Annotated in this window: 10 protein-coding genes; 8 read left to right on the plus strand and 2 right to left on the minus strand. The window is 59.1% G+C overall.

All coding sequences use genetic code 11. The annotated features are described in order from the left end of the window. Window positions 1-306 precede the first annotated feature (306 nt). The 3 genes from JTY93_RS22415 (at window position 307) to JTY93_RS22425 (ending at window position 4,395) form a co-directional block, all read left to right on the plus strand. Window positions 307-2,565, plus strand: coding sequence for a TonB-dependent siderophore receptor (locus JTY93_RS22415; protein ID WP_205480883.1), 2,259 nt, complete (start codon window positions 307-309; stop codon window positions 2,563-2,565). Between the two features lie 251 nt (window positions 2,566-2,816). Beyond that, window positions 2,817-3,164: a hypothetical protein gene (locus tag JTY93_RS22420; RefSeq protein ID WP_205480881.1), complete on the plus strand. Its 348-nt coding sequence runs from the start codon at window positions 2,817-2,819 to the stop codon at window positions 3,162-3,164. A gap of 202 nt (window positions 3,165-3,366) precedes the next feature. Continuing rightward, window positions 3,367-4,395 carry an IS30-like element ISShes10 family transposase gene (locus tag JTY93_RS22425; RefSeq protein ID WP_011711660.1) on the plus strand — a complete coding sequence of 343 codons (1,029 nt, stop codon included), beginning with the start codon at window positions 3,367-3,369 and terminating at the stop codon, window positions 4,393-4,395. A 642-nt stretch (window positions 4,396-5,037) separates the two neighbouring features. Here the strand turns inward: JTY93_RS22425 and JTY93_RS22430 are convergent. Continuing rightward, window positions 5,038-6,621 carry a peptide chain release factor 3 gene (locus JTY93_RS22430; RefSeq protein ID WP_032860140.1) on the minus strand — a complete coding sequence of 528 codons (1,584 nt, stop codon included), beginning with the start codon at window positions 6,619-6,621 and terminating at the stop codon, window positions 5,038-5,040. Window positions 6,622-6,917: 296 nt separating this feature from the next. On the opposite strand from JTY93_RS22430, the gene JTY93_RS22435 reads away from it, so the two are divergent. The 5 genes from JTY93_RS22435 (at window position 6,918) to JTY93_RS22455 (ending at window position 12,037) form a co-directional block, all read left to right on the plus strand. Then, window positions 6,918-7,670: an ABC transporter permease gene (locus tag JTY93_RS22435; RefSeq protein ID WP_375373778.1), complete on the plus strand. Its 753-nt coding sequence runs from the start codon at window positions 6,918-6,920 to the stop codon at window positions 7,668-7,670. Window positions 7,671-7,690: 20 nt separating this feature from the next. Next, entirely contained in the window at window positions 7,691-8,584 is an 894-nt protein-coding gene (locus tag JTY93_RS22440) for a glycine betaine ABC transporter substrate-binding protein (protein WP_205479672.1), read from the plus strand. Window positions 8,585-8,597: 13 nt separating this feature from the next. Then, window positions 8,598-9,251: an ABC transporter permease gene (locus tag JTY93_RS22445; protein WP_205479671.1), complete on the plus strand. Its 654-nt coding sequence runs from the start codon at window positions 8,598-8,600 to the stop codon at window positions 9,249-9,251. Next, the gene (locus JTY93_RS22450; protein WP_205479669.1) at window positions 9,248-10,405 is read left to right on the plus strand and encodes an osmoprotectant ABC transporter ATP-binding protein OsmV; all 1,158 of its coding nucleotides are present in this window, start codon (window positions 9,248-9,250) and stop codon (window positions 10,403-10,405) included. Before JTY93_RS22445 ends, JTY93_RS22450 begins: the two co-directional genes overlap by 4 nt. Window positions 10,406-10,873: 468 nt before the next feature. Beyond that, a complete protein-coding gene (locus JTY93_RS22455) occupies window positions 10,874-12,037 on the plus strand; it encodes a type III PLP-dependent enzyme (protein ID WP_032861941.1) in 1,164 nt (387 codons plus the stop codon). Window positions 12,038-12,143: 106 nt separating this feature from the next. Here the strand turns inward: JTY93_RS22455 and JTY93_RS22460 are convergent, their stop codons facing one another. Then, on the minus strand, window positions 12,144-12,899 hold the full coding sequence (locus tag JTY93_RS22460; protein WP_205479668.1) for a tetratricopeptide repeat protein: 756 nt from the start codon (window positions 12,897-12,899) through the stop codon (window positions 12,144-12,146). Between the last annotated feature and the right edge of the window lie 2 nt (window positions 12,900-12,901).

Raw genomic sequence — 12,901 nt, forward strand, 5'->3', positions numbered from 1 at the left:
GTGTCAGCCACTGAATGAGGTGCTGACCCACCGTCTTCGCGGGCAAGCCCGCTCCCACAGGGAATCGCGGTAATACCGAGTTGTACAGCCTCTCCCGCCAGATTGCGCATCAGTCTGGCGGGAGGGGCTTTTTTTGTTTTCAGAAGGCCGAATCGTCACCTGGCCAAAGTGTAAAAGTTGTAAATGGAATTTACTTGTATTTGCTAATGACTAGCATTCCGGCGCATAGAGGGCGCCAAATCCTGCTGGAAGGCAATTGTGGTGCATCTCGCTCAGTTGCCACCTTCCTTAAAGGATTTTGCGGACATGTCACCTCGATTCAGGCTCAGCCACTTCTCCCTGGCGTTTATCGCCGCCCTTTCGTCACCCGCGCTCCTGGCGGACACCTTGGAAAGTGAACGCGGCAAAGTACCGGTGCAAGCCAGCGACCTGCCAGTCGATGGCACCTCCCAAGCCTTGGAACTCAGCGAAACGCGCATCCTGGGCACCGCCGCCGAAGAGCTCAAACAAGCCCCCGGCGTATCGATCATCACCAGTGAAGACATCAAGAAACGCCCACCGACCAACGATCTGTCGGACATCATTCGCCGTGAACCCGGCGTCAACCTGACGGGTAACAGCTCCAGCGGCAGCCGTGGCAACAATCGTCAGATCGACCTGCGTGGCATGGGCCCGGAAAACACCTTGATCCTGATCGATGGCAAGCCGTCGACCTCGCGTAACGCCGTGCGTTACGGCTGGAGCGGCGACCGTGATACCCGTGGCGAAACCAACTGGGTGCCGGCCGAAGAAGTCGAACGCATCGAAATCCTGCGTGGCCCGGCTGCCGCGCGTTATGGTTCCGGCGCCATGGGCGGGGTGATCAACATCATCACCAAGCGCCCGACCGACCAGTTGCACGGCTCGCTGACCACCTATGTGTCGCTGCCGGAAGATGACGCCGAAGGCATGAGCAAACGCAGCAACTTCAACCTCAGCGGCCCGTTGAGCGATACCTTGGCGTTCCGGGTCTACGGCGGCCTGAACAAGACCGATGCCGACGACTCCAACATCAACCAGGCCGAGCAGGCCACCGCCGATTCGTTGGTAGCGGGCCGCGAAGGCGTGCGCAACAAGGACGTCAACGGCCTGCTCAGTTGGCAATTCACCCCCGAGCAAACCTTGGACCTCGAAGCCAGCTACAGCCGCCAGGGCAATATCTTCGCCGGCGACACCATGCTCAACGGCGGCGGCGCGTTCGTGAACAGCCTGGTCGGCAAGGAAACCAGCGTAATCCAGCGCAGCAGCTTCTCCGCCACCCACCGTGGCGAGTTTGACTGGGGCTCGAGCATGGCCTCGCTGAGCCACGACCTGACCCGCAACGAGCGTCTCAACGAAGGCCTGGCCGGCTCCGGCGAAGGTGCTCCTTCGGCCACCGCCGGTCGTTTCGAATCGCGGTTGCGCAACACCCGCGCCACCGCCGAAGTCAACCTGCCCCTGAGTTTCGGCACCGAGCAAGTACTGACCCTGGGCAGCGAATACCTGTATGAATCGATGAACGATCCAGGTTCGCTGCGCCCCCAAAGCTACGACCCAGGCACCGGCGGCGTTCCCAGCATTCCGGGCGTGAGCCGCAGCAGTACCAAGACCACCGCGTCGAGTTACGCGCTGTTTGCCGAGGACAACATCGAAGTCGGCAGCAAAACCATCATTACCCCCGGCCTGCGCTACGACAACCATGAAGAATACGGCGGCAACTGGAGCCCGAGCCTCAACGCCTCGCACCAGTTGACCGATGAACTGAGCCTCAAGGGTGGTATTGCCCGGGCCTACAAGACGCCCAACCTGTACCAGTCCAACCCCAACTATTTGCTGTACAGCCGGGGCAACGGCTGCAATGCCGGCGAAACCAACTCCGGTGGCTGCTACCTGGTGGGCAACCCGGACCTGAAGCCGGAAATCAGCGTCAACAAGGAAATCGGCCTGGCCTTCGACAAAGGCACCTGGCGCACCAGCGCGACCTACTTCCGTAATGACTACAAGAACAAAATCAATGCCAGCAACCAGGCCGCCTTCCGCCTGGACGGTGGCCGGCGTGTACTGCAATGGGAAAACAGCGGCGCGGCACTGGTCCAGGGCATCGAGGGCAACCTGTTCATGACCCTGCGCGACGACCTGGACTGGAACACCAACCTGACCTACATGATCGACTCCAAGGACAAAGACACCGGCGAGCCGTTGAGCATCATCCCCAAGTACACGGTCAACACCACACTGGACTGGCAGGCCACCGACAAACTGTCGTTCCAGGTCAGCGGCACCTACTACGGCAAGCAAGAGGCGCCCACCCTCAACTCCCGTAGCGCCAACAACTACGATCGCACTGCCCAGCAGGATGTCGACCCGTACGGCTTGATGGGTGTGAGCAGTGGCTATGAGTTGACCAAGAACCTGAGCGTACGTGTGGGTATCGAAAACCTGCTGGACAAGCGTTTGTATCGCAAAGGCAACGCTGACGACGCGGGGGCTCAAACCTATAACGAACCGGGCCGCGCTTATTTTGCGTCGGTCACTGCTTCGTTCTGATAACGACCCGCTCCGCCCGGCATGCCGGGCGGAACGTTGCGGGTATTACTCAAGTATCGCCAACCCGATTATGTTTGGAGTCCTGCCACCGGAACCCCTAACCCCAGAAACAGACTACAAACATTTCTCAGCAAATATCTCTAAAAATCAGCAACTTCTGAAACATGTAACACCCCCCGCTTTAATATTGCCCTGCCTATAACCTGCGATTAAAGTCTACCGCCTCCGCCATTACCAACAGGTAGACACTTATGAATTATCGTGCAATATCCCGCTCACTGGAAAATTTGCTGAAAACCATCTACGAAGATGGCGACGTCACTTTTGAAGAGTTCAAAAACATCCAGAAAGAATCGGATCGCCGCTGGGAAGCCGTCGTAGAGGAACTGGGGCAGAACAATACCTTGGTATCTTTCCAAAGTGCCATGGACGTTGCCCTGCACTTGCTCTATCTCAGCGTGGAACATATCAAGAACCAAGAGCTGACTGACTTTGGTGAAGCGATTGTGAAAGATGCCGTTATTGCGCAGGTTGAAGCCGTACGGGTGGGTGCCGAGCTTTCCTTGAAACAGCTGCGAGTGGGGCCAAATACACTCTAGTCGTCAAACAAGAAAGGGCGAAACCTTGAGGTTTCGCCCTTTCTTCAGGTTTGTTCAATCAGTACCCACTCTACGCAGCCTGTGTCTCACTCCTTGAATACAGAGTCCTTTGTCAGAGCGTTAAACCCTTTGCAATGCCAAAAGCCTGGCGGCCGCAAAAACTGAGTGCAACACCTGACCTTTCCGGTACGGTGCTGCCACTATGTCCTATCACGAACTCAGTATCCCCGAACGTGCGACCCTTCAACTCGGCCTTGCCCAAGGTTTCAGCCAGCGGCGAATTGCCCGGATGCTCGGCCGCTCCCCCTCGACCATCAGCCGGGAGCTGCGCCGCAACCGGGCCCCTGGCACCCGCTACCAGGCCTGTGCTGCCCAGCAGCAGATGCAGGTCCGCCGCCAGGTCTGCAGGCCTCAGTGCAAGCTGCTGCCGGGCAGTGAGCGCTTCGAGCTGGTCGTCCATATGCTGCGTGAGGGTTTGTCTCCCGAGCAGATTGCCGGCAAGCTGCGCAGCATGAACATACCCAGCCTCAGAGAGGCCTACGTCTGCCGCGAGACGATCTATAACGCGATCTACGCCCTGCCGGTCGGTGGCCTGCGCAAGGAGCTGATCATCTGCCTGCGCCAGGGCAAGACGAGTCGCAGGCCGCGCTCTGGCGGCGTCGATCGGCGCGGCCAGATCCCTGAAATGCTCAGCATCCACGTGCGCCCGCCGGAGGTCGAAGACCGGCTGATGCCAGGCCATTGGGAGGGCGACCTGATCAAGGGCAAGGCCAATGCCTCGGCGGTGGGCACCTTGGTGGAGCGTACCAGCGGCTACCTGATGCTGATCAAGATGGCCGACGCGACGGCGACCTCGGCGCTGGAGGGCTTCAGTGCGGCGCTCAATGGCATGCCGCTGGCGGTGCGCAAGAGCATGACCTACGACCAGGGCCGGGAGATGGCGCGGCACGCCGAGATCACCCAGCGGACCGGGGTGGCGATCTACTTCTGCGACCCGCACAGCCCCTGGCAACGCGGCAGCAATGAGAACATCAATGGACTGATCCGCCAGTACCTGCCCAAGGGCACGGACTTGTCGGTGCATAGTCAGGAAGCCCTGGACGCCATCGCTTTGCAACTGAATATGCGACCGCGCAAACGCTTCGACTTCAAATGCCCGATCGAGGTGATGGGCGAAGTGATGCAAGAAGCCGTGGTGATGCGGCATGATGCTCCCGCTTCAATTCAATAACCGTGTTGCACTCAGATCCTGCAACCGCCCCTTCTATTTCGTGAGTAAAAGGCACACCGGGATATCGCGCAGTAAACTTGAATGAGACGATTGCAAGTGCATCACGCTGGCTTACCACAGCACTAATAGTTCCCGCATTGGCTGTCCATGTGCGCCCCGAATCTGAACGCGGAATAAATTCTGCCTTCCAACTTGAATCCAAAGGCATATTGAGCGCCCACAACTCCGGGGTATCATAAAACCACAACTGAATACTCCCACCATCACTTACACTACCCGCCCCCCCGACCAATACAATGTAGTTTTCACCGTTATACATATTGCCGCCACCCGTTTCAAAACGTTGGCCATTATCCGTAATATCAACTGACCAACGCCCAAGCTCGATTTATCCGACATGATTCCTTCCTCCCGCTCATGATTCATTCACGAGGGCGAACCCTCACCCTGAGGAAAATAGGAGGATTGCCATAGAGCGTCTACTGTCAAACCTGACAGTAACGCTGTTGAATTACTGGCCTGTCAGAACTTTTTCAAATACCAGATATAACAAACCCCCGCAGATGTTTAAATCTGCGGGGGTTCAAGGGTATAAGCCGTGGATAGCGCTCCATTTGTCAGAAGCACCAAACACTCTCTTTATCAGTGATGCTCACGCGTCGCGCGGAACTTCACATCTGGCCAGCGCTCTTCCATCAGCGCCAGGTTGACCCGGGTCGGCGCCAGGTAGGTCAGGTGACCGCCGCCGTCGATGGCGAGGTTTTCCACCGCCTTGTTGGAGAACTCTTCCAACTTCTTCTTATCGCTGCAATCGATCCAACGCGCGGAGTACACGGTGATCGGCTCGTAGGAGCATTCGACCTTGTATTCCTCTTTCAGGCGGCTGGCCACCACATCGAACTGCAGCACGCCGACGGCGCCGAGGATGATGTCGTTGCTGCGCTCGGGGAAGAACACCTGGGTGGCGCCCTCTTCGGCCAGTTGCTGCAGGCCTTGGCGCAGTTGCTTGGACTTGAGCGGGTCGCGCAGGCGTACGCGGCGGAACAGTTCCGGGGCGAAGTGCGGGATACCGGTGAAGCCCAGCGCTTCGCCTTCGGTGAAGGTGTCGCCGATCTGGATGGTGCCGTGGTTGTGCAGGCCGATGATGTCGCCGGCAAACGCTTCTTCCAGTTGCTCACGCTCGGAGGAGAAGAACGTCAGGGCGTCGCCGATGCGCACGTCCTTGCCGGTACGCACGTGGCGCATCTTCATGCCTTTTTCGTATTTGCCGGAGCAGATACGCATAAAGGCGATACGGTCGCGGTGCTTGGGGTCCATGTTCGCCTGGATCTTGAACACAAAACCGGTGAATTTCTCTTCAACCGGCTCCACAGTACGCTCGTTGGCCACACGAGCCAGGGGCTTGGGTGCCCAGTTGACCACCGCGTCCAATACGTGATCGACGCCGAAGTTGCCCAGGGCGGTCCCGAAGAACACCGGGGTCAGTTGGCCGTCGAGGAATTCCTGCTGGTTGAACTCGTGGCAGGCGCCCTGCACCAGTTCAAGCTGATCGACAAAGCGGTCGTACTCGTCACCCAGGTGGGCGCGGGCCTCGTCGGAGTCGAGTTTCTCGATGATTTTCACATCGGTGCGTTCGTGACCATGGCCGGCGGTGTAGACAATGATGTAGTCGTCAGCCAGGTGGTACACGCCCTTGAAGTCGCGGTAGCAACCAATCGGCCAGGTGATCGGCGCGGCCTTGATTTTCAGGACGGCTTCGATTTCATCGAGCAGTTCGATCGGGTCACGGATGTCACGGTCGAGTTTGTTGATAAAGCTGACGATCGGCGTGTCACGCAGGCGGCACACGTCCATCAGCGCAATGGTGCGTGGCTCAACGCCCTTACCACCGTCGAGGACCATCAAGGCCGAGTCCACTGCCGTCAGGGTACGGTAGGTGTCTTCAGAGAAGTCTTCGTGGCCCGGGGTGTCGAGCAGGTTGATCATGTGTTCGCGATAGGGGAACTGCATGACCGACGTGGTAATGGAAATACCCCGTTGTTTCTCCATCTCCATCCAGTCGGAGGTGGCATGGCGATCGGATTTGCGGGATTTCACCGTGCCGGCCACCGCGATTGCCTTGCCCATCAGCAGGAGCTTTTCGGTGATGGTGGTTTTACCGGCATCGGGGTGGGAAATAATGGCGAAAGTGCGGCGTTTCGCGACTTCGGCGGCCTGGTGGGTCATGGGAAATCGCCTGGCAGGTGAGTCAAAAAAGGGCGGCGAGTATAGCGCAAACCCAGGGAGCCAGACCACCGTTCACCCGATTGGGGGTGGCTAAATGCTGCCAAGTATGGAACCTTTTAAAAGGTCGAGACGTCCACTCCCCTGCTACCGCACTCGTAACAGGGGCTGAAAAATCAGCAAGTTAGCCTGACGAGGCTGCGCCTCATGGCTCGATTTGATACCGCGTTGCCGGTATTGGCGAGCTGCTTTTCGCGACCCTATTCGCCGACAGCCAGGAATGGCATTGCCGCTCGGAAATGTGTTCGCCGACAAAAGAAAAAAGGAGTCCGCCTGTGGCTATTCGCTATGGCAAAGGGCTGATAGGAGGAGCGGTTGTCGTCGCTCTCCTGGCCCTGCTGGTCCACTGGATCGGCATCAACACGATCGAGATGTACCGCGACGATTTGTTGTTTTACCTGCAAGCACACCTGATCCTCGTTCTAGTCTCCATGCTGGCCGCCCTCGTTGTAGGGATTCCCGCCGGTATCCTGCTCAGCCGACCGAATATGGTCGGGCGCGCAGAACGCTTCATGCAGATCTTCAACATCGGCAACACCGTCCCTCCCCTGGCCGTACTGGCCATCGCCCTCGGCGTACTCGGCATCGGCAGCGGCCCTGCGATCTTCGCGCTGTTCCTCGCCTCCTTGCTGCCCATCGTGCGCAATACCTATGAAGGCCTGAAAAACGTGCAGGGTTCCTTGAAGGAAGCCGCCGTCGGCATCGGCATGACCCCGCGCCAGGTGTTGTTTCGCGTCGAACTGCCCAACGCCGTGCCGATCATCATCGGCGGCGTACGCGTGGCCCTGGCGATCAACGTCGGCACCGCACCGCTGGCGTTCCTGATTGGCGCCAACAGCCTGGGCAGCCTGATCTTCCCCGGCATCGCCCTGAACAATCAGCCGCAATTGCTGCTCGGCGCCGCGTGTACCGCGCTGCTGGCCTTGCTGCTTGACGGTCTGGTGACCATGGCCAGCCGCCTCTGGCTGGAACGCGGAGTGCGTGCGTCTTAAGGCTGGGTAAAGGAATCGACATGAAAAAATTGAGCTTGATATTAGGCTGCATCCTGCTGTTTGCAGGTATTGCGCAAGCCGCAGAAAAACCGGTAATCCGCATCGGCGCCCGGGTATTTACCGAGCAGACCCTGCTGGCGGAAATCACCTCCCAGTACCTGCGCACCAAAGGCTACGACACCCGCGTGACCGGTGGCCTGGGCAGCAACCTGGCGCGCAGTGCCCAGGAAAGCGGGCAACTGGACCTGATTTGGGAATACACCGGCGTGTCCCTGGTGGCTTACAACCATGTGGACGAGAAGCTCGACAGCGAACAGTCCTACGCCAGGGTTAAAGAACTCGACGCGAAAAAAGGCCTGGTCTGGCTCTCACCGTCGAAGTTCAGCAACACCTACGCCCTGTCTCTGCCGGAAAACGTCGCCAAGCAATATCCGCAGATCAACACCATCAGCGACCTGACCAAGGCCCTGGCCGAGGACACCAAGGAAAACCGCCTGGTAGCCCTGGACACTGAGTTTGCCAACCGTTCCGACGGCATGGCCGGCATGGTCAAGCTGTACGACATGAACCTCACCCGCAAGAACACCCGGCAGATGGACGCAGGCCTGGTCTACACCGCGCTGCGTAACGGCCAAGTGTTTGCCGGACTGGTGTACACCACCGACGGGCGCCTCAATGCCTTCAAGTTGAAGCTGCTGGAAGATGACCTGCACTACTTCCCGGACTACACCGCAGCGCCGGTGGTACGCCAGGTTTATCTGGATGCCCATCCGCAATTGGCCGCCGACCTCAAGCCGCTCGCCGCACTGTTCGACGATGAAACCATGCGCCAGCTGAACGCGCGGGTCGACGTCGACCATGAAAGCCCATCGGCAGTTGCCGCTGATTTCCTGCGCCAGCACCCACTCAACTAAAAGAGGAGAAGACATGGAATTCCTGAACGCCTTTTCCAATCTTGATTGGGCCCAAGTCCTGCACCTGACCTGGCAGCACATCACCCTGGTCGGTATCGCCGTGATCCTCGCGATTGTCGTAGGCGTGCCCCTGGGCGTGCTGATGACCCGCTTCCCGACCTTGGCCGGCCCGTTGCAGGCCAGCGCCACCGTGCTGCTGACCGTGCCGTCGATTGCCCTGTTCGGCCTGCTGCTGCCGTTCTACTCCAAGTTCGGCCAGGGCCTGGGACCGATGCCGGCGATCACCGCGGTGTTCCTCTACTCCCTGCTGCCGATCATGCGTAACACCTACCTGGCGCTGACCGGCGTCGAGCCGGGCATTCGTGAAGCCGCCAAAGGCATCGGCATGACCTTCGGCCAGCGCCTGCGCATGGTCGAGCTGCCCATCGCCGTGCCGGTGATCCTCGCCGGCGTGCGCACCGCCGTGGTGATGAATATCGGTGTGATGACCATTGCCGCCACCATCGGCGCCGGTGGCCTGGGTGTACTTATTCTGGCTTCCATCAGCCGCAGCGACATGTCGATGCTGATCGTTGGCGCCGTGCTGGTCAGTCTCCTGGCCATCTTCGCCGACCTGCTTCTGCAATGGCTGCAACGCTCGCTGACTCCAAAAGGATTGCTCAAATGATCGAACTTCAAAACCTGTCCAAGACCTTCCAAAGCAACGGCAAGACTGTCACCGCCGTCAACGACGTGAGCCTGACTGTCAATGAAGGCGAGATTTGCGTATTCCTCGGTCCCTCGGGCTGCGGCAAGAGCACCACGCTGAAAATGATCAACCGCCTGATCAAGCCCTCCTCGGGCAAGATCCTGATCAACGGCGAAGACACCACCGATCTCGACGAAGTGACCCTGCGCCGTAACATTGGCTATGTGATCCAGCAGATCGGCCTGTTCCCCAACATGACCATCGAGGAAAACATCGTGGTGGTGCCCAAGCTGCTGGGCTGGGACAAGCAAAAATGCCACGACCGCGCCCGCGAGTTGATGAGCATGATCAAGCTCGAACCCAAGCAGTACCTGCATCGCTACCCGCGTGAGTTGTCCGGTGGCCAACAACAACGGATCGGCGTGATCCGCGCCTTGGCGGCCGACGCACCGTTGCTGCTGATGGATGAGCCGTTCGGCGCGGTCGACCCGATCAACCGCGAGATGATCCAGAACGAGTTCTTCGAGATGCAACGCGCGCTGAACAAGACCGTGATCATGGTCAGCCACGACATCGACGAAGCGATCAAGCTGGGCGACAAGATCGCCATCTTCCGTGCCGGCAAGCTGTTGCAGATCGACCATCCGGACACCCTGCTGGCCCATCCTGCCGACGAATTCGTCAGCAACTTTGTCGGCCAGGACAGCACCCTCAAGCGCCTGCTGCTGGTCAAGGCCGAAGACGCGGCGGACAACGCCCCGTCGGTCAGCCCGGAAACCCCGGTGGCCGATGCCCTGGAATTGATGGACGAGCATGACCGCCGCTATGTGGTGGTCACTTGCGCCGAGAACAAGGCGCTGGGGTATGTACGCCGTCGCGACCTGCATCGTCAGGCCGGGACCTGCGCCCAATACCTGCGCGAGTTCAACGCCACGGCGGCGTTTGACGAGCACTTGCGCATCCTGTTGTCGCGCATGTACGAGTTCAACCGCTCGTGGTTGCCGGTGATGGATGCAGAGCGGGTGTTCCTTGGGGAAGTGACCCAGGAGTCGATTGCCGAGTACCTGAGCTCTGGTAAGTCCCGTGGGGGCAAGACCAGTATCGTTTCGCCTGCCGAGACTGCCTTGGCCTGACACCACTCGGTCAAAATTGTGGGAGCGGGCTTGCTCGCGAAAGCGGCGTGTCAGTCACTCAATGGGGTGCTGACCCACCGCCTTCGCGAGCAAGCCCGCTCCCACATTTAGTTCTGCTGGGTGTCAGGAAATAGCCTGACTCCTCCTCTTTGGGGAACATCAATCCGTCACACCGGTCGGTTACATAAGTAGCTGCACTGCGCCTCGCGACGAACGCGTGCAAAAACGCGACATTTTTAGTTGATCTCAAGCCCCTCACGCCCTAAAGTTCGCGCCGAACGTCCATGCTGGAAACGATCCATCCGGCTCAAGTACTGACGACGAGACAGCAAGGCCAAGGGAAGCTTATCCCATGGCCTTTTTGCTTTCGGCGACATGCCTTGGGAAGTAGGCGAACCAAAGTGGGGATACGGAGGACGTTCATTTGCACCCATTGTTAATTTCAGTTTGCCCTTAGGAGTTCCCAGCATGTCGATCAACGTCGAAGATTATTTCGCGCGCGCCACTTTTGACAAAATGAAGGCGTTCGCCGACAAACAAGAAACCCCGTTCGTGGTGATCGACACCGCGATGATCAGCCAGGCCTACGACGACCTGCGCGCCGGTTTCGAATTCGCCAAGGTGTACTACGCCGTCAAGGCCAACCCTGCCGTCGAGATCATCGACCTGTTGAAAGACAAGGGCTCGAGCTTCGACATCGCCTCGATCTACGAGCTGGACAAGGTCATGGACCGTGGCGTCAGCGCCGACCGTATCAGCTACGGCAACACCATCAAGAAATCCAAGGACATCCGCTACTTCTACGAGAAGGGCGTGCGCCTGTTCTCCACCGACTCCGAAGCCGACCTGCGCAACATCGCCAAGGCCGCGCCGGGCTCGAAAGTCTATGTGCGTATCCTCACCGAAGGCTCGACCACGGCGGACTGGCCTTTGTCGCGCAAATTCGGCTGCCAGACCGACATGGCCATGGACCTGCTGATCCTAGCCCGCGACCTGGGCCTGGTGCCCTACGGCATCTCGTTCCACGTCGGCTCGCAACAGCGTGATATCAGCGTGTGGGACGCGGCCATCGCCAAGGTCAAGGTGATCTTCGAGCGCTTGAAAGAAGAAGACGGTATCCACCTCAAGCTGATCAACATGGGTGGCGGCTTCCCGGCCAACTACATCACCCGTACCAACAGCCTGGAAACCTACGCAGAGGAAATCATCCGCTTCCTCAAGGAAGACTTCGGTGATGAATTGCCAGAAATCATCCTGGAGCCGGGCCGTTCGTTGATCGCCAACGCCGGGATCCTGGTCAGTGAAGTGGTGTTGGTTGCACGTAAATCGCGCACCGCCGTCGAGCGTTGGGTGTACACGGATGTGGGCAAGTTCTCGGGCCTGATCGAAACCATGGACGAAGCCATCAAGTTTCCGATCTGGACCGAGAAAAAAGGCGAGATGGAAGAAGTGGTCATCGCCGGTCCTACCTGCGATAGCGCCGATATCATGTACGAAAACTACAAGTACGGCCTGCCGCTGAACCTGGCCATTGGTGATCGCCTGTACTGGTTGTCCACCGGTGCGTACACCACCAGCTACAGCGCAGTTGAATTCAACGGTTTCCCACCACTGAAATCCTTCTACGTCTAAACACCTACCCCTGTAGGAGCGAGCTCGCTCGCGAAGAACCTGAGAACGACGCGTTCACTCTGAATGAACGCGTTATCGTTGGCGACTTTCGCGAGCAAGCTCGCTCCTACAGGGCTTCTAGCTGCGCCTCGCGTTGTTGATAGGCTTGGGCCATGGCGCGAATCTGCGGATCATGCGCCGCAGCCAGCGCTTGATGCGCCACCTGCAAGAACTTCAGATTCCCACCCTCCAGTGCCTTGTGCAGCCACGCCAACGCCGCCTCGACCTGGCCTTGATCTGCCAACACCGCCGCATAACTGAACTGCCCGCGAAAATCCCCACCTTCAGCCGAGCGGCGATACCAATCACGCGCTGCGGTCACGTCTTGGGCGCAGAATTGCCCTTCTTCCAAGTAACGCCCCAACAGGTTCATCGACTTGGCATGCCCCAGTTCGGCAGCCTGGCGATAACAGGCCAGTGCCTGTTGCTGGTCTTGCGTCACGCCGCGCCCGGTAGCCAGCAGGTTGGCGTAGTTGTACAACCCCCAATCCAACCCGGCTTGTGCGGCCAGGCGATATTCCCCGGCAGCCGCCCGCTCATCGGCGACGCAACCCCAGCCATGTTCAAGGCAACGCCCCAGCATATTGCGCGCCATCAGGTGGCCGCCCTGTGCGGCGATCTGGAACCAGCGCAGGGCCAGTGCTTCGTCGCGTTCGATACCGCGCCCGTCCAAGAGGATTTGCCCCAGTAGCGCCTGGGCATCGAGCACGCCCTCCTTCGCCGCCATCAGGATCGCCTGGGCCGCACGGGCCGGTGATTCGTCGAGCATCGCGTGCAGTTGTTCGCCGTCGAGGACTTCTGTGCGGCGCAAGTGAAAAGCCATGC

Origin of the sequence: Pseudomonas hygromyciniae (genome assembly GCF_016925675.1) — a bacterium.
Classification (GTDB): Bacteria; Pseudomonadota; Gammaproteobacteria; order Pseudomonadales; family Pseudomonadaceae; genus Aquipseudomonas; species Aquipseudomonas hygromyciniae.